This is a genomic window from Arthrobacter sp. AB6 (assembly GCF_031844545.1).
Lineage (GTDB): Bacteria > Actinomycetota > Actinomycetes > Actinomycetales > Micrococcaceae > Arthrobacter.
Map to the genome: position 1 here is coordinate 229,518 of NZ_JAUZVL010000002.1, position 16,246 is coordinate 245,763.

14 protein-coding genes and 2 tRNA genes are annotated in these 16,246 nt (G+C 66.3%); 2 read left to right on the top strand and 14 right to left on the bottom strand.

Translation table 11 applies throughout. The features are described from left to right. Positions 1-6: 6 nt before the first annotated feature. From murA to leuC, 3 genes are all read right to left on the bottom strand, one after another. Positions 7-1,332, bottom strand: a complete 1,326-nt coding sequence (gene murA, locus Q9R30_RS02505) for a UDP-N-acetylglucosamine 1-carboxyvinyltransferase (RefSeq protein WP_104998302.1) — start codon at positions 1,330-1,332, stop codon at positions 7-9. Between the two features lie 161 nt (positions 1,333-1,493). Beyond that, on the bottom strand, positions 1,494-2,096 hold the full coding sequence (leuD, locus tag Q9R30_RS02510; RefSeq protein WP_104998303.1) for a 3-isopropylmalate dehydratase small subunit: 603 nt from the start codon (positions 2,094-2,096) through the stop codon (positions 1,494-1,496). Positions 2,097-2,104: 8 nt separating this feature from the next. After that, complete coding sequence (gene leuC / locus Q9R30_RS02515) at positions 2,105-3,559, bottom strand: 3-isopropylmalate dehydratase large subunit (RefSeq protein WP_104999761.1); 1,455 nt, start codon at positions 3,557-3,559, stop codon at positions 2,105-2,107. A 113-nt stretch (positions 3,560-3,672) separates the two neighbouring features. Between leuC and Q9R30_RS02520 the strand changes: the two genes are divergently transcribed. After that, positions 3,673-4,392, top strand: a complete 720-nt coding sequence (locus Q9R30_RS02520) for an IclR family transcriptional regulator (RefSeq protein WP_009356552.1) — start codon at positions 3,673-3,675, stop codon at positions 4,390-4,392. Positions 4,393-4,446: 54 nt separating this feature from the next. Next, a complete protein-coding gene (locus Q9R30_RS02525; RefSeq protein WP_104998304.1) occupies positions 4,447-4,998 on the top strand; it encodes a DUF1697 domain-containing protein in 552 nt (183 codons plus the stop codon). 22 nt (positions 4,999-5,020) lie between these two features. On the opposite strand, the gene Q9R30_RS02530 is transcribed toward Q9R30_RS02525, so the two are convergent. The 11 genes from Q9R30_RS02530 to Q9R30_RS02580 form a co-directional block, all read right to left on the bottom strand. Beyond that, positions 5,021-6,637, bottom strand: a complete 1,617-nt coding sequence (locus Q9R30_RS02530; RefSeq protein ID WP_311216663.1) for a GTPase — start codon at positions 6,635-6,637, stop codon at positions 5,021-5,023. Beyond that, positions 6,634-8,358: a dynamin family protein gene (locus Q9R30_RS02535; protein ID WP_311216687.1), complete on the bottom strand. Its 1,725-nt coding sequence runs from the start codon at positions 8,356-8,358 to the stop codon at positions 6,634-6,636. Before Q9R30_RS02535 ends, Q9R30_RS02530 begins: the two co-directional genes overlap by 4 nt. Positions 8,359-8,584: 226 nt before the next feature. Continuing rightward, positions 8,585-8,660, bottom strand: a tRNA-Glu gene (locus Q9R30_RS02540). 137 nt (positions 8,661-8,797) lie between these two features. Next, positions 8,798-8,869: transfer RNA gene (locus Q9R30_RS02545), tRNA-Gln, on the bottom strand. A gap of 191 nt (positions 8,870-9,060) precedes the next feature. Beyond that, a complete protein-coding gene (locus Q9R30_RS02550) occupies positions 9,061-9,798 on the bottom strand; it encodes an HAD family hydrolase (protein WP_104998306.1) in 738 nt (245 codons plus the stop codon). Beyond that, positions 9,798-11,312: a glutamate--tRNA ligase gene (gene gltX, locus Q9R30_RS02555; protein ID WP_104998307.1), complete on the bottom strand. Its 1,515-nt coding sequence runs from the start codon at positions 11,310-11,312 to the stop codon at positions 9,798-9,800. The genes Q9R30_RS02550 and gltX overlap by 1 nt, the downstream gene beginning before the upstream one ends. 49 nt (positions 11,313-11,361) lie before the next feature. Further along, a complete protein-coding gene (locus Q9R30_RS02560) occupies positions 11,362-12,138 on the bottom strand; it encodes a fumarylacetoacetate hydrolase family protein (protein ID WP_311216664.1) in 777 nt (258 codons plus the stop codon). Positions 12,139-12,180: 42 nt separating this feature from the next. Further along, entirely contained in the window at positions 12,181-12,981 is an 801-nt protein-coding gene (locus Q9R30_RS02565; protein WP_311216665.1) for an MBL fold metallo-hydrolase, read from the bottom strand. A gap of 80 nt (positions 12,982-13,061) precedes the next feature. After that, on the bottom strand, positions 13,062-14,174 hold the full coding sequence (locus Q9R30_RS02570) for a branched-chain amino acid aminotransferase (RefSeq protein WP_311216666.1): 1,113 nt from the start codon (positions 14,172-14,174) through the stop codon (positions 13,062-13,064). Positions 14,175-14,278: 104 nt separating this feature from the next. Continuing rightward, on the bottom strand, positions 14,279-15,331 hold the full coding sequence (locus Q9R30_RS02575) for a 3-isopropylmalate dehydrogenase (RefSeq protein ID WP_104998311.1): 1,053 nt from the start codon (positions 15,329-15,331) through the stop codon (positions 14,279-14,281). Between the two features lie 105 nt (positions 15,332-15,436). Further along, positions 15,437-16,180 (bottom strand): class F sortase, encoded by a 744-nt coding sequence (locus Q9R30_RS02580; protein ID WP_311216667.1) that lies wholly within the window; start codon positions 16,178-16,180, stop codon positions 15,437-15,439. Positions 16,181-16,246 lie beyond the last annotated feature (66 nt).

A 16,246-nucleotide genomic window follows, 5' to 3' on the forward strand; every position in this document is an offset into this window, starting at 1 on the left:
TGCCTGCTACTTCTCTGTGGTGATGTCGAAGTCGGCGCCAAGGCCGGCCAGCTTTTCAGTGAAGCGCTCGTAGCCGCGGTTGATGATGTCGATCCCCGTGACGCGGGATGTGCCAGTGGCTGCCAGGGCGGCAATCAGGTGGCTGAAGCCCCCGCGCAGGTCCGGAACGTCAATGTCGGTGCCTTTGAGCTGGGTGGGTCCGGAGATCACGGCGGAGTGGAGGAAGTTCCGCTGGCCGAACCTGCACGGCACGCTGCCCAGGCACTCGCGGTGCACCTGGATGCTGGCGCCCATCCGGATGAGCGCGTCAGTGAACCCGAAACGGTTCTCGTAGACCGTCTCGTGGACGATGGACACGCCTTCGGCCTGGGTCAGGGCCACCACCAGCGGCTGCTGCCAGTCCGTCATGAAGCCGGGGTGCACGTCGGTCTCCAGCACCAGCGGATTGAGCTTTCCGCCGCGGTGGTAGAAACGGATGCCGTCCTCGCCGATGTCCATGCCGCCGCCCACCTTGCGGTAGGTGTTCAGGAAGGTCATCATGTCCCGCTGCGAGGCGCCTTCGACGAAAATGTCGCCCTTGGTCACCAGTGCCGCAGAAGCCCACGACGCGGATTCGTTGCGGTCCGAGAGCGCCCGGTGGTTGTAGCCGCCGAGGTCGCGGACGCCTTCGATGCGGATGGTGCGGTCAGTCTGGACGCTGATGATGGCGCCCATCTTCTGAAGCACGGCGATGAGGTCGATGATCTCCGGCTCTGTTGCAGCACCGGACAGCTCGGTGATGCCCTCGGCGCGCGTGGCGCTGAGCAGCACCTGCTCGGTGGCGCCCACGGAAGGGTAGGGCAGGGAGATCTTGGCGCCCTGGAGGCCCTTGGGGGCCGAGATGTGGATGCCGCCGGGCCGTTTCTCCACCACGGCACCGAATTGGCGCAGGACGTCCAGGTGGTAATCAATGGGCCGGTCGCCGATCTTGCAGCCGCCGAGGTCGGGGATGAACGCCTCCCCGATCGCGTGGATCAGCGGCCCGCAAAGCAGGATGGGGATCCGGGAATCGCCCGCGTGGGCGTCGATGGCAGTGCTGGATGCCGTCTTGGCGGCCTTGGGATCCAGCGTGAGGTCGCCGCTCACCGGGTCCTTCGCCACGGTCACGCCGTGGAGCTGCAGGAGGGAGGTGACCACCTCCACATCCTTGATCTCCGGCACGTTCCGCAACACCGACGGTTCGTTGCCCAGCAACGCTGCCACCATCGCCTTGGGAACAAGGTTCTTTGCTCCCCGGACGCTGACGCGGCCTGTAAGCGGGACTCCGCCGCGGATTGTCAGAACACTACTCATATACCGGTTTCCTTACGATCACTCGCCCCCAAATCCTTGCAAAGGCTCCAACCAAGCATAGGAGGTTGCGTTACCGAACCGAAATACGCGGGCGACGGCGGCAGGGCGTGGCGTGCCGTCGTCGCCCGGTTTCGAAGGCAGTCAATGCAGCGTTCGCGGCCTCAGGAAAGGCGCGCAGGCAGGGTTTTCGGCTTGAACGAAGGACGGGTGGCCTCGTAGGCGGTGATATCCGCCTCATGCTGGAGGGTCAGCCCGATGTCGTCCAGGCCTTCGAGCAGCCGCCAGCGGGTGTAGTCGTCGATCTCGAAGGGCGCAACGATGTTTCCGCACACCACGGTCTTGGACACGAGGTCAACCGTGACTTCGGTCCCCGGAGCGTTCTCCAGTTCCTTCCAGATCAGCTCGATGTCATCCTGGGAGAGCTCGGCTGCCAGCAGGCCCTGCTTGCCGGAATTCCCGCGGAAAATGTCGGCGAAGCGGGAAGAGAGGACGGCCTTGAAGCCGTAGTCCTTCAGCGCCCAGACGGCGTGCTCGCGGGACGATCCCGTCCCGAAGTCCGGGCCTGCCACCAGGACGGACCCGGCGTTGAACGGCTCCTTGTTCAGGATGAAGGACGGGTCCTTGCGCCACGCCGAGAACAGCGCGTCCTCAAAGCCGGTCCTGGTAATCCGCTTGAGGTAGACGGCGGGGATGATCTGGTCCGTGTCCACGTTGCTCTGCCGCAGCGGGACGCCGATTCCGGTGTGGGTGGTGAACTTTTCCATGGCGTGTCCTAGGCTGCGTCGGTGCGGATGGCGGCGGATTCGGGAGCCGGATCGAGGTCCGACGGCGAACTCAGCGTGCCGCGGATGGCCGTGGCTGCGGCAACCACCGGGGAGACCAGGTGGGTGCGGCCGCCCTTGCCCTGGCGCCCTTCGAAGTTGCGGTTGGAGGTGGACGCGCAGCGCTCCCCCACCTCCAACTGGTCCGGGTTCATGCCGAGGCACATGGAGCAGCCGGCAAAGCGCCATTCGGCGCCGAAATCCTTGAACACGCGGTCCAGGCCCTCGGCCTCTGCTTCCAGCCGCACGCGCGCCGATCCCGGCACCACGAGCATGCGGATATTGGGATCCTTCCGGCGCCCGCGGATGATGTCCGCCGCTGCGCGCAGGTCCTCCATCCGGGAGTTGGTGCAGGAACCCAGGAAAACGGTGTCCACCCGGATGTCCTTCATCGGCGTGCCGGCCTTGAGGCCCATGTACTGCAGTGCCCGCTCGGCCGCTGCCTTGGCGTTCTCGTCACCGAAATCCTCCGGTGACGGCACGGACTCGGACAGGGAGACCCCCTGGCCCGGGTTGGTGCCCCAGGTGACGAACGGCTCCAGGGTGTCGGCATCCAGGTCCACCTGGGCGTCGAAGACGGCGTCGTCGTCGGTGCGCAGGGTGTTCCAGTATTCGACGGCGGCGTCCCAGTCGGCACCCTGCGGGGCGTGCGGGCGGCCATACATGTAGTCGTAGGTGGTCTGGTCCGGCGCAACAAGGCCGGCCCTGGCACCCGCTTCGATGGACATGTTGCAGATGGTCATGCGGGCGTCCATGGACAGTGAGCGGATGGCGGAGCCGCGGTATTCCAGGACGTAGCCCTGGCCGCCGCCGGTGCCGATCTTGGCGATCACGGCCAGGATGATGTCCTTCGCCGTCACCCCGGGACGCAGCGTTCCCTCGACGTTGATGGCCATGGTCTTGAACGGCTTCAGGGACAGGGTCTGGGTGGCCATGACGTGCTCCACCTCGGAGGTGCCGATGCCCATGGCCAGCGCACCGAAGGCACCGTGGGTGGAGGTGTGCGAGTCGCCGCAGACAACGGTCATTCCCGGCTGGGTGAGGCCCAGCTGCGGGCCCACGACGTGGACGATGCCCTGCTCGGCGTCACCGAGGCTGTGCAGCCGCACGCCGAACTCCGCGCAGTTGTTGCGCAGCGTCTGGATCTGGGTGCGGCTGGTCAGGTCGGCGATAGGCTTGTCGATGTCCAGCGTGGGAGTGTTGTGGTCCTCCGTCGCGATGGTCAGGTCCGGCCGGCGCAGCTTGCGGCCGGCCAGGCGCAGGCCTTCGAATGCCTGCGGAGACGTGACCTCGTGGACCAGGTGGAGGTCGATGAAGAGAAGGTCGGGCTGGGCGTTGGCTCCATCACCATCACCTTTGCGCACCACGTGTGCGTCCCAGACTTTCTCGGCCAATGTCTTTGCCATGGCCATCTCCCTTCACTGCTGTTTGACTAATGGGTTCAACTGAATCAGGATGGCTCCGCACTGCGCCAGCCGAAAGATTTGCATCTCAGATATTGAGACGGCAATATCATTACATGGACAATTCTAGTGGAGTCGGTGTCATTGATAAAGCGGCCCAGGTGCTTGATGCACTGGAAGCCGGCCCCACCACCCTGGCGCAGCTCGTGGCTGCCACTGGCCTGGCCCGCCCCACCGTGCACCGGCTCGCCCTCGCCCTTGTGCACCACCGGCTGGTTAGCCGTGATATCCAGGGCCGGTTCGTCCTTGGAAGCCGGCTGGTTGAACTGGCGTCGGCCGCGGGCGAGGACCGCCTGATCGCCTCCGCCGGCCCCGTGCTGATGCAGCTGAGGGATGCCACCGGCGAGAGCGCCCAGATCTTCCGCCGCCAGGGCGACTGGCGTGTATGCGTCGCTTCCGCCGAGCGTCCCATCGGCCTGCGGGACACCATCCCCGTGGGCACCCAGCTGTCCATGAAGGCAGGATCTGCCGCCCAGGTGCTGCTCGCCTGGGAGGACCATGACCGGCTGCTCGAGGGGCTGCAGTCGGCCCGCTTCACGCCTACCGTCCTGGCTGGAGTACGACGGCGGGGCTGGGGCCAGAGCCTCGGCGAACGCGAGCCTGGGGTTGCCTCAGTTTCGGCGCCTGTGCGCGGGCCGTCCGGCCGGGTGATCGCGGCAGTTTCCATTTCCGGTCCGATTGAGCGGCTCACCCGCCAGCCCGGCAGGCTGCATGCCGAAGTGGTCTGCAATGCCGGCCGCATCCTCACTGAGGCCCTGCGCAAGAACAACGACTAGCAGTGACACGGGCCAGCGGCCCGGACCCAGCGCCGCCGGGCTAGGATTCTCGGCATGGGCAGCTACGCAGTGTTTCTTCGCGGCATCAACGTGGGCGGCATCAACATCAAGATGGCCGATCTGCGGGAGGCGCTCAAGGCCGCGGGCTTTGCTGACGCCCGCACCCTGCTTGCCAGCGGAAATGTGGTCCTCACCAGCCCCCTGGACGCGAAGGCCGTCAAACGCGAATGCGAAAAATGCCTCCGGGACACGTTCGGCTATGACGCCTGGGTGGTGGTTCTCAAATCGGCCCGGCTGTCAGAGCTGGTGGCCGCCTGCCCCTACCCCGAGGACGACAAAGCAACCCACAGCTACATCACCCTTGCCTCGGACACCGGGGTCCTCGATGAACTCGATGCGGCAGGGGCGGCGCTGGAGGGAAACGAACAGGAGAGGCTGGGTCCGGAGGCCCTCGCGTGGCTGGCACCGGCTGGCGGAACGTTGGACAGCCCCTTCAGCAAGATTTCCTCGAAAGCCAAATTCAAGGCCGCAACCACTACGCGCAACCTGCGCACCCTGATCAAGGTAAGGGACGTTGCCGCCGAACTCGCGGCCACCGGGGGTTAGCTCTCCTGCCCGCCGCGCAGGCCTATCCGGCCGCAGCCGTCCGGAGCGCGGAGTTAAAGCCGGCCAGCCGGCTGACCTCCACCTCAACGGGTTCCACGACGAGTTCCTGCGCCACAGCGGCCACGGCGGCATTCAACCGCTTCCGCGCCCTCGCTGCCCGTGCATTGGCCGCGGCGGCTGCAATAACGCGGCCCGTGATGGCAAGGAAGATCCCCAGGGCCACCCCAAGAGCGATCATCAGCGTGGGCACAGGCCATCCTTCGACCCGGGGCACCTCCGGCACGGGCATCTGGAAATATCCCAGTGCCGCCAGCACACCAAGCCAGCCCAAGCCACCCAGCACAGTCAGCAAGGCCAGCCACTGCACCACGTTGAAGACTCCCCACCACCAGGATTTGCGGTTCGCGGCAAGGTCCGTTCCGGCGATGGCCTGGTCCAGGGCATCAGGCAGCCGCTCCCTGCCTTCCCGGGCGGCCCCCCGGATGGCTGCACGCCAGGGGCCGGGGGCACCGGCACTGGCGGCATCGGCGAACTCGCGCACCGCGGCGTCCGTTCGCGCCCGTTCCGGCGCCCCTGCCGGCGGCAGCGATGTCCGGTTCAACTCCGACGGCGCGCCGCTGCGCAGGTTGAGCCGGCGCAGCGGATCCGCACGGAACCTGGACAGCCAGCGGGTAACCGGCCAGCCGGTGCGCTTTACTGACTCCAGCCGGTAGGACTGCGCCACCGCACGAACCACCACCGGCACGTTTGCTGCCACAGCCAGTTCCTCCGCGAGCCTGGTCCTGGTTGCAGGCCGCACACCGGCGGCCGTACCCTCCCCGGACACAGCCCCCAGATCTGCTGATGCCTTGGTGATGTCGGCGGAAAGCCGCTGGGACTGCGCATTACGCTTAACGGCAACACCACGGATAGCCGCCCGGACCTGGTCCACCCCGGCCCCCGTCAAGGCGGAGGCCGCAAGCACCTGGACCTTGCCAAGTCCGTCCCGGGCAAGGATGGAGCGCAGGGATTCCAGGACGGGCTGCACATCGCGCTCCGGCAGCCGGTCCACCTGGTTGAGGACCACGAGGGTCACGGCACCGTGGGAGGCCAGACGGGACAGGAAGTCATTGTGCACGGCAGCGTCCGCGTACTTCTGGGGGTCAAGGACCCACACCAGCACGTCCACCAGCCCCACCATCCGCTGTACCACTTCGCGGTTGGACGCCTTGGTGGAGTCAAAGTCCGGCAGGTCCAGCAGGATCAGGCCGGTGCCTTCATCCGCGAATCCGTCCACGGCGGCGGCGTGATGGCGGTTGCGGACTTCCAGCCAGTCGAGCAGCGGCTCGCTGCCTTCCGCCCCCCACACCCCTGCCAAAGGTTCCGATGTGGTTGGACGTCGGGCTGCCGTCGTCGCAATTTCCGCGCCGCTGACTGCGTTGAAAAGGGAGGATTTTCCGCTTCCTGTGGCGCCGAAGAAGCCCACCACTGTGTGGTCGGCGGAAAGGGAGCGCCGTGAACTTGCACGTTCCAGGATGCTGAAGACCTCCTGCAGCGACTCATCCGGAAGGACGCCTTCGCCAAGTTCCCGGGCATCGTTGAGGGCTGAGAGCCGGCGGCTAAGCCGGGACGACTCGCGGGTATCGCTGTGGCGGCTCATGCCTTGCCCGCCAGCCGGAGCAGTGATGCGGCGTGTGCGGCCAGGGCTTCGGGCGCGCTCCCGTCGTATTCCGGCAGCCGGGCGAGGAACTTGCGCCTCTCCTCCTGCAGGAGCCCCTGGCAGCGGGCGTGGAGGTCCTGCCGCGCTTGTTCGGCCATCCGCCTGACGGCGTCCTCGCCGAAAACAGCCTCCAGCAACCGCTGGCCCACGACGGCGGTGCCTCCAGCTACGCCCACCTCCAGTCCGGTGAGTCCCGCCGTCATCGAAAACACCACGATCATCAACGCGGCGCCCAGGCCGTTGATGCCGAAGGACAGCCAGCGCGCCTGGGTCCGCTTGCCCTGGCCCTCGGTGCGGATCAGTTCCATCAGTGCTTCCTGCCACGCCCGGATCTCGGCGGCGGCGCGGTCCTCGAAGCCTGGCGTCGTTCCGGAGAGATCATCCGTCCCCAGCAGCTGCCGGCCGGCGGGGTCGTTGCGCCAGCGCTGGTCGGTGTCCTCGGCCGCGTTTGCGGCTTCGTCAACTATGACCGCCTGCAGGCCCGTCTCTATGGCAGCTTCAACCCGTACTGCAGGGGCCGGTTCACCCCGGAAGAAGGCACCTATCCGGTCACGGAAGCGGCCCACATTCTGTTCGAGGGCCCGGAAAAACTCCCCCGTGCCCACGAAGTCCTGCCAGCGGGCCAGCACTTCGCCCCTCAGCAGCGCGCCATCCCTTGTCGCATCCAGGATGCGGTCCGCAGCGTCTTCATAGGCAGCGACGGCGGCACCCTCCAGGGTGGCGGCAGCATGCTGCTGCTCCCGTGCCGCCTGCGCAACGGCCGAGACACGGTCCGCCATCGCCCTGACGGTCCCGTTCAGCGTGCGGCGGGCAATATCGGACCGGCCCGCGGCGTCAGCGGCCAGCCCCGCCAGCCAGGACCGCAGCGGCTGGACCGCCCCGGCGGGCAGCATGCCCAGGGGATCCAGGCTGGTTTCAAGTATGACGAACATCTGCGCCGCGCCCAGTCCTTCGCGGTCCAGGAGGCCGCGCAGGTCCTCGCTTACTTCCGCTTCCGCTCCCGGCGGCACCCTGTCCAGGACCACCCCCACCATGATGTCCCGCGAGGCTGCATTCAGGAGCAGTTTCCATGGAACGGCGTCGGCATAACGGTTGGCGGTGGTGACGAAGACCCACAGATCGGCAGCGGCCAGCAGCTGGGCTGCCAGCTTGCGGTTGTCATCCGAGATGGAATCCACATCGGGGGCGTCAAGGACAGCTATTCCTGCAGGCACCCCGGGGTCCGCCACGAGGACAAGGGATGACATCGCACCGGCGTCCGGAACAGCTCCTGCCCGGTTGGCGGGCACGGGACTGCTGACGATGGACCCTCGGATCCTGTTCAAGCTCGGCAGCACGCGCTGGCCCTCGAACCAGGCCGCCTCCGACGGGTGGTGCAGGAGGATGGGCTGGCGGGTTGTAGGGCGGATGGCGCCTGCACGGGTGACCGGGTGGCCCACGATCCCGTTCACGAGTGTCGATTTGCCGGCTCCGGTTGAACCTCCGACGACGGCCAGGAGCGGAGCGTCAAGGCTGCGGTACCGCGGGAGGATGTAGTCATCGAGCTGGGCCACGGCGCTGGCGGCCTCACGCCGCGCCTGCTCAGCATCCGGCAGGGCAAGAGGCAGCTCTGCCGCTGCAAGATCATCGCGGACCTCTTCCAGCAGCGTTACGGCCGCCAAGGCCGCGGTACTGCCGGAAGGTCTGCGCTGCGGATCCTGCGGGGCATCTTGCTCGTTCCGGGAGGTCACAGCAACATCATGCCAGTTCACATGGGGAGCGGCCGCAGTTCCGGCGAGCCACACGGTGACGCGTGCGCAGCTGACGGCGCTGGCAAGGCGTATTGCGCACCACCTGCGGCCAGGGCAAAAGAAAATGGCCCCGGGCATTTGCCCGGGACCATTTCGGTGGTGACCCCAGCGGGATTCGAACCCGCGTTACCGCCGTGAGAGGGCGGCGTACTAGGCCGCTATACGATGGGGCCGTGTACATTTCCGTACTTTCGTCAGCGTTTCCGCTGATCAAGCTCAGTGATTGTTTCATACACTTTGCTTTTGTTTCAAATCGGCGAACCGGCTGAAACCGCCTGTTTCGAGCTGCAAACTGCTGCTCAAACCAGAGCTGGGATACCAGGACTCGAACCTAGAATGACGGTACCAGAAACCGTAGTGTTGCCAATTACACCATATCCCAATGATACTTTTGGGCCGGATTTCAGGGGCTTTACCCTGCTCCGTGCGCCTCAGCACGAGAAATTACTTTACCTGAGACTTTCGGCTCGCACAAATCGGCCCTGCTACGCCCTCGGTCCGCCTATGGCAGGCTGGACAACCTCGGACGGAACCACCCGGATCCTCTCCCGCATCCGGTGGTCGGAGCGCTTCCTAGCCGACCAGCTGCGCCAGCGAGGACACGGTGTTGCCTTCAAACTCCGCCACCGGCTCCCCTACCCTGTTGAGCCAAACGCCAACCAGCCCCGCCGCCGTCGAACCCTCCGCGTCCAGCAGCCGGTTGTCGCCCACATAGAGCGTTTCGGCCGGTGCGGTGCCCAGCAGCCGGACCCCTTCCAGGTAAATGGCGGGGTCGGGTTTGGCCACGCCCAGCGTATCCGTCCCCACCAGGCGCCGGACGCGCTCCAGTCCGGCCCCGTCCAGCTTGGCGCGCTGGTAATCATGCACGTTATTGCTGACCGCCCCGTAAGGGATGCCGGCCTGGTCCAGGACATCCAGCAGCGGCATGACATCAGGGAACGGCTTCACATAGGCCGGCTGTTTTTCAATATAGGCCGCCAGCCACTGGTGGGACTGTTCGCCGTCGCCCAGCTCGACCCCGAAGTGGCCCAGGGCGGCGCGTCCGCGAAGCAGCCGCTGCTCATTGAACGTGAGCTCACCGGCCAGGTAACGGTCGTAATAGTGGGTGGTTTCGTGCGTAAAGATGCGGCCGAAGCGTTCCCACCCGGCCTGGTCCAGTCCGGGCAATAGGTGTTCGCTGACTTCCCGCAGTGCGGTGGTCATCGAGAACTCAAGGTCCACCAGCGTGTCGTCGATGTCGAACAGGATGCCCCGCACAGCCCCGAACGGGGTGTCCAGGAAACCGGTGGAGGCAGTACTGGGAGCTGTCATCAGCCGCGGAAGGCCCGGAGCCTGCGGAGGGAGGATTCCCGGCCAAGGATCACCATGGACTCGAACAGCGGCGGCGAGATGCGGCGGCCGGAAACAGCCGTGCGAACCGGTCCGAAGGCGAGGCGGGGCTTGAGGCCCAGCTCTTCAACAAGGGCCCGCTTCAGGGCAGCCTGGATTTCTTCCGCCGTCCACTCCTGCACACCGTCCAGGGCGCCGATCGCCGCATCGAGGACCTCCCCAAGGTTCTCGGGAAGACCCTTCCGGGCGTCGTCCGCTACATCGATGGCGGCGTCATCCTTGAACAGGAACCCGAGCATGTCAGGGGCCTCACCGAGCAGCGTGATGCGCTCCTGGATCAGCGGCGCGGCCTCGGCCAGGATTTCCTCCTGCCGTGCCGTAAGCTGCTCCCCCACGTAGCCTGCCGTGCGCAGGTACGGCACCAGCCGCTCGCGGAAGTCCTCCGGAGCGAGCATCCGGATGTGGGTGCCGTTGATGGCTTCGGCCTTCTTGATGTCAAAGCGCGCAGGGTTGGCCAAAACATCGTGGACATCGAAGTTTTCGATCAGCTGGTCCACGGTGAAGATGTCCTCGTCCGCGGACAGGCTCCAGCCCAGCAGGGAAAGGTAGTTCAGGAGGCCCTCGGGAATGAAGCCGCGGTCGCGCAGCAGGAAGAGGTTGGACTGTGGATCGCGCTTGGACAGCTTCTTGTTGCCTTCGCCCATCACGTACGGCAGGTGCCCGAACTCCGGCATGTAGCCGGCCACGCCGAGCTCCATCAGGGCGCGGATGAGGACAACCTGCCGCGGCGTGGAGGAGAGCAGGTCCTCGCCGCGCAGCACGTGGGTAATGCCCATCAGTGCGTCGTCAACCGGGTTCACCAGGGTGTACAGGGGGGACCCGTCCGCGCGCACGATGACGTAATCCGGGATGCTGCCGGCCTTGAAGGTGATCTCGCCGCGGACCAGGTCGGTGAACGTGACGTCCTCATCGGGCATGCGGACCCGGAGCACGGGCTGGCGGCCTTCGGACCTGAACGCGGCCACCTGTTCCTCGGTCAGCTCGCGGTCGAAGTTGTCGTAGCCAAGCTTGGGGTCACGGCCCGCTGCGCGGTGGCGCGCCTCGACCTCCTCGGGGGACGAGTAGCACTCATAGGCATAGCCGGCCTCGATCAGCTTGGCCACCACATCCTTGTAGAGGTCCAGCCGCTGGGACTGCCGGTACGGCTCGTGGGGCCCGCCCACCTCCACGCCCTCTTCCCACGTGATGCCGAGCCACTTCAACGCTTCCAGCAGCTGCTGGTAGCTCTCCTCCGAGTCGCGTGCAGCGTCCGTGTCCTCGATGCGGAAGACGAAGGTGCCCTTGGTGTGCTTGGCATGGGCCCAGTTGAACAGTGCCGTGCGGATCAGCCCCACGTGCGGGGTGCCCGTGGGCGACGGGCAGAACCGGACCCGCACGGGAGTGTCGGCAGATACGGAGGGCAGGGAGGCAGCAGTCGACGCAGAAGCAGTAGTCATAGTGGCTTCAACTTTACCGCCTGCCGCCAGGGCTGGCGGCGGCCTCGCGTCAGCGGCGCACGATGGGGTTGGACAGGCGGCCGATGCCCTCGATCTCCACCTCGAAGCGGTCCCCCGCGGTGACGAGTCCCACGCCGGCGGGCGTGCCGGTCATGATGACGTCGCCCGGAAGGAGGGTGAAAGCCTGGGACACAACGGAGACCAGTTCGCGGACTCCCCTGATCATCTGGCTGGTGCTGCCGTCCTGGCGCAGCTCCCCGTTCAGCCGGCCCTGGATCTGGAGGTCCTCGGTATCCAGGTCGGTCTCGATCCACGGGCCAAGCGGTGCCGAGGTGTCAAAGCCCTTGGCCCGGGTCCACTGCAGGTCGGTTTTCTGGACATCCCGGGCAGTGAGGTCGTTGCCGCACGTATAGCCGAAGATGACGTCGTCCACACGCTCCTCAGGGACGTCCTTGCAGATCCTGCCGATCACCACGCACAGTTCCGCCTCGAAGGAGACTTCCTCGGAGAACTCCGGCAGCACCACGGGATCGTTGGGGCCAACCACGGCGGTGTTGGGCTTCAGGAACAGGAGCGGCCGGGCCGGGACTTCGTTGCCGAGTTCCTGCGCGTGCTCCACGAAGTTGCGGCCCACTCCGATGACCTTGCTGCGGGGAATGATCGGGGCCAGCAGCCGGACATCCTCCAGCTTGTGGCGGACGGAGGTGCGCTCCACCCCGTTGAAGAACGGGTCTCCGTGAATGACAGTGATCTCCTCACTGCCGGTGTCACCTTCGACGACGCCGTAGAGGGGATCAGAATCAACGACAAACCTGGCAATACGCATGGCTCCTACCCTACCGTCTCGCCACCGAGCGCCCGCCAGCGCCTACGTCTGGGCCGCAGTGCCCCGGAGATAGTGGAGCTGGGCGGCAACGGACGTTTCAGCGGCCCGCCGCACGGAAGGGTCGACGTCGGAATACACGACGCCGGCCACGTCACCGGCTGTAGCGTCCCGGCCCAGGGTGTCCAGCGCAGCGCGGACCTGTTCAAGCCGCTCGAGCCGGTGGCTGCGGTAGGCGCGCACAATTTCCACCAGCGAAGGAAGGACGGGGCCATGGGCCGGAAGCACTGTGGCGGGGCCAAGCGCTTCCAGCCGGTCGAGGGAGGCAAGGTAGTCCGCGAGGGTCCCGTCAGGGTAGTCGAGCATGGTGGTGCCGCGGCCCAGGATGGTGTCCCCGGTCAGGACTGAGCCGCGGGAACCGTCGCCAGGGAGGTGGAAGCACATGGAATCGGTAGTGTGGCCGGGCGTGGCCACCACCCGGATTTCCATGCCAGCGGCGGAAAGGACTTCGCCATCCTGCAAAGGGGTGCCGCTGCCGTGGCAGTGGACGGCGTCGGCTGCACGCACGGGGGCGCCGGTCAACCCATGGAGCCGGGCGGAACCTGCTGTATGGTCCGCGTGGCGGTGGGTGACGAGGATGAGGTCCACGGGGCCGGCAGCGGCCAGGGCCTGCAGGTGGGCCTCATCGGGCGGACCGGGATCCACCACCACGGCGCCGGGGCTGCCGGGTGCCCGCAGCATGTAGGAGTTGGTCCCGTCCAGGCTCATCGGCCCTGGATTGGGCGCCAGGATGAACTGCGTGAGGGCCGAACTGCGCTGCAGGGCAGGGCCGAAAGCTGAAGTCACCACACCATCCTTGCAGACGGTAAAGGCGCCCGCCGGAGCAAAGTCCGGCAGGCGCCGTCGTACGTCTGGAAAGTGCAGGCCTAGGCCAGTCGGGTGAGCCAGCCGTGGGTGTCCGGAACAGTTCCGGTCTGGATGCCGAGCAGCTGCTCGCGGATGGCCATGGTGGTCTCCCCCGCCTTGGCGTCCTCGGAGCCGATGAACTCAGTGGCATCCTTGAGGACCCCGATCGGCGTGATCACGGCTGCCGTGCCGCAGGCGAAGACCTCGGCAATCTCCCCGGAGGCAACGCCGTCGCGCCATTCATCCAGTGTGATCTTGCGCTCAGCGACTTCGCGGCCCATGTCCTTGGCCACCTGGATGACGGACATCCTGGTGATGCCTTCCAGGATGGTGCCGGTCAGCGCCGGGGTGGCCAGTGAGCCGTCCTTCATCACGAAGAACACGTTCATGCCGCCCAGTTCCTCGACGGCGTTGTCGTTGAAGTGGTCGAGGAAGAGGACCTGCTTGCAGCCGTTGGCTTCAGCTTCCTGCTGGGCAATCAGCGACGCGGCATAGTTGCCGCCGCATTTGGCATTTCCGGTTCCGCCGCGGCCGGCGCGGGCATATTCACGCGAGATCCAGATGGACACGGGCTTCAGCTCGCCGCCGAAGTAGTTGCCGGCCGGTGAGGCGATCACCCGGAAGGAAACTTCGCGCGCAGCGCGCACACCCAGGAAGGCCTCGGTGGCGATCATGAACGGCCGCAGGTACAGGGCTTCGCCGTCGCCGCTGGGAACCCATTCCCGGTCCGCGGCAACGAGCCCGCGGATCGCGCCCAGGAAGTATTCGGCCGGCAGCTCAGGCAGCGCGAGCCTGCGGGCGGACTTGTTCAGGCGGGCCGCGTTTGCCTCCGGGCGGAAGGACCAGATGGAGCCGTCCGCGTGGCGGTAGGCCTTCAGCCCTTCGAAAATCTCCTGGCCGTAGTGCAGCACGGCGGCCGACGGGTCAAGGACGATGGGTCCATAGGCTTCGATCCGGGCGTTGTGCCAGCCGCCGTGGCCGTTCTCGTCCACGCTGTAGTCCACTACGGCGGTGTGGTCGGTGAAGTAGTTGCCGAACCCCGGGTTTGCCAGGATGGCTGCACGCTCTTCAGCAGACTTCGGGTTGGCCGAAAGCTGCTGGCTGAATTCGACGCCATGGGCGGTCTGAGTCATGGTTCCTCCACGATCGGCCGCCCCGGGTTCGTCACTGAACGGCGCGGCGGCATTTGGTGATTCGAGACAAGCTTACGCCCGATGCCGGAGGCCCTGGCGCAGTGTCAGAGCCCCGCGGCGATGGCGTCGCCCACGGCGCTCGTGGTGCGTGAACCGCCGTCGCGCTTCTCGACGTCGGCAACCACTGCCGCTTCGATCCTCCGGGAAGCGTCGTTGTAGCCGAGGTGGTCCAGCAGGAGCGCAGCAGAGAGGATGGCAGCCGTGGGATCGGCCTTCTGCTGCCCGGCGATGTCCGGGGCGGAACCGTGAACCGGCTCAAACATGGACGGCGCAGTGCGGTCCATGTTGATGTTGCCCGAAGCTGCCAGCCCGATGCCGCCCGTGACGGCCGCCGCGAGGTCGGTGATGATGTCCCCGAAAAGGTTGTCGGTGACGATCACGTCAAAGCGGGAGGGGTCAGTGACCATAAAGATGGTGGCAGCGTCCACGTGCAGGTAGTCGTGGGTGACCTCGGGGAACTCCTGCGCCACGGCTTCGACGGTGCGCTTCCACAGATGCCCCGCGAAGACCAGGACGTTGTGCTTGTGGACCAGCGTGACGTGCTTGCGCTCCCTGGCGCTGGCCCGGCGGAAAGCGTCCCGGACAACCCGCTCCACGCCATGGGCCGTGTTCAGTGAAACCTCGGTGGCCACTTCATGGGGAGTGCCTGCCCTCAGGGTGCCGCCGTTGCCCACATAGGGGCCTTCGGTGCCCTCGCGGACCACAATGAAGTCGATGGTGCCCGGGTTGGCCAGCGGGCTGCCCACCGTTCCATAGAGCCGGGATGGCCGCAGGTTGACGTAGTGGTCCAGGCTGAAACGCAGCTTGAGCAGCAGCTCGCGTTCAATGATGCCGGAGGGAATGCGGGTATCTCCCGGGGCGGCGCCCACCGCGCCGAACAGGATGGCATCCCGGGTCCGGAGGTCCGCCAGGACCTCGTCCGGCAGGGTCTCCCCGGTGGCCAGCCAGTGCTCTGCACCGAGCTTGTAGTGGGTCTGCTTGAGCTCCACGCCCTCCGCTGCCACGGCCTTTTCGAGGACCTTAAGGGCCTCGGCAATCACCTCGGGGCCAATGCCGTCGCCGGGAATCACTGCAAGATCAATGGAGGATGCGCTCATGGATTCAGGTTAGCCAAAACATCCATATGCTGGTCAAGCCGTCTCAATATTCGAGAAGGTCGGCGGCGGCCGATGCGGCTCGGAGGCAGGTGCGAAGTGGCGCAATTAGTCACGGACCGGCGAAGCACTTACAACGACGTTGGTGCCCCAGAGGTCGTCCGTGTAACACGAGATGAGGACCAGCCTGTTGGGCGCAACCTCCCAGATTGGGCTGTCCTTGAGTCCCGATTTTACATACGTGGTGACGGAGTCCACCTGGTATTCCAGCTCACCCGAGGAGGTGGCAACAGTGAGCCTGTCCCCCGCTGCCGCCCTTGAACTGAGCCGGTTGAAGGGCGCTTCAAGGTCCTGCCAGCTATGGCCCACAACGTAAGTGGTGTTGGTGGAGCCCGAGCCCGGCATGCCGTAGGGGGTCAGCCAGTATCCGTCCCTGGTGGCCGGCGGGATTATGGTTTGCGCGGCCACGTCCGAACTGCTCGGGTCGAGCGGATAAACAGGAACGTCGATGTCAGCCGCGGGATAGACCAGCCGCTGCGGAGGAGCAGCCGGTCGCCCGGCCGGGCCCGAGGGCTGTTCCGGGAGGACGGCCGGAGCAGGGACGACCGACGCGGTGCCCGTCGCGGACTGTGCCGGGACGGCGGACGTTGCCGCCGCTGTCGCGCCGCCGGCCGGCGCTGTCCGATCGCCGGACCCTGCACCGACGGGGAAAAGGGCTACGGCAAGGAAGCCCGCCACTCCTGCCAAGGCCAGCAGGACAACTGTCCTCAGTGTTGAGAGCCCGTCGCGGTGTCCGGTTGTGCCGGATGTTGCGTCCGCGCCAGGTACTTCCTCCGGGTCATTTCCTGCCATCAATGGTCCTCATGCTTCGGCTCAGCTTGGGGAAAGGTGCCGGCGGGTGGGAACGCAAAGCGCCGT

Excerpts from the sequence above, each read along its gene's own strand:
- Q9R30_RS02530 (WP_311216663.1), bottom strand. The coding sequence starts at position 6,637 with ATGAGCCGCCACAGCGATACCCGCGAGTCGTCCCGGCTTAGCCGCCGG.
- leuC (WP_104999761.1), bottom strand. The coding sequence starts at position 3,559 with ATGGCAAAGACATTGGCCGAGAAAGTCTGGGACGCACACGTGGTGCGC.
- Q9R30_RS02575 (WP_104998311.1), bottom strand. The coding sequence starts at position 15,331 with ATGAGCGCATCCTCCATTGATCTTGCAGTGATTCCCGGCGACGGCATT.
- Q9R30_RS02580 (WP_311216667.1), bottom strand. The coding sequence starts at position 16,180 with ATGGCAGGAAATGACCCGGAGGAAGTACCTGGCGCGGACGCAACATCC.
- leuD (WP_104998303.1), bottom strand. The coding sequence starts at position 2,096 with ATGGAAAAGTTCACCACCCACACCGGAATCGGCGTCCCGCTGCGGCAG.
- Q9R30_RS02520 (WP_009356552.1), top strand. The coding sequence starts at position 3,673 with ATGGACAATTCTAGTGGAGTCGGTGTCATTGATAAAGCGGCCCAGGTG.
- Q9R30_RS02525 (WP_104998304.1), top strand. The coding sequence starts at position 4,447 with ATGGGCAGCTACGCAGTGTTTCTTCGCGGCATCAACGTGGGCGGCATC.
- Q9R30_RS02550 (WP_104998306.1), bottom strand. The coding sequence starts at position 9,798 with ATGACAGCTCCCAGTACTGCCTCCACCGGTTTCCTGGACACCCCGTTC.
- Q9R30_RS02570 (WP_311216666.1), bottom strand. The coding sequence starts at position 14,174 with ATGACTCAGACCGCCCATGGCGTCGAATTCAGCCAGCAGCTTTCGGCC.
- murA (WP_104998302.1), bottom strand. The coding sequence starts at position 1,332 with ATGAGTAGTGTTCTGACAATCCGCGGCGGAGTCCCGCTTACAGGCCGC.
- gltX (WP_104998307.1), bottom strand. The coding sequence starts at position 11,312 with ATGACTACTGCTTCTGCGTCGACTGCTGCCTCCCTGCCCTCCGTATCT.
- Q9R30_RS02560 (WP_311216664.1), bottom strand. The coding sequence starts at position 12,138 with ATGCGTATTGCCAGGTTTGTCGTTGATTCTGATCCCCTCTACGGCGTC.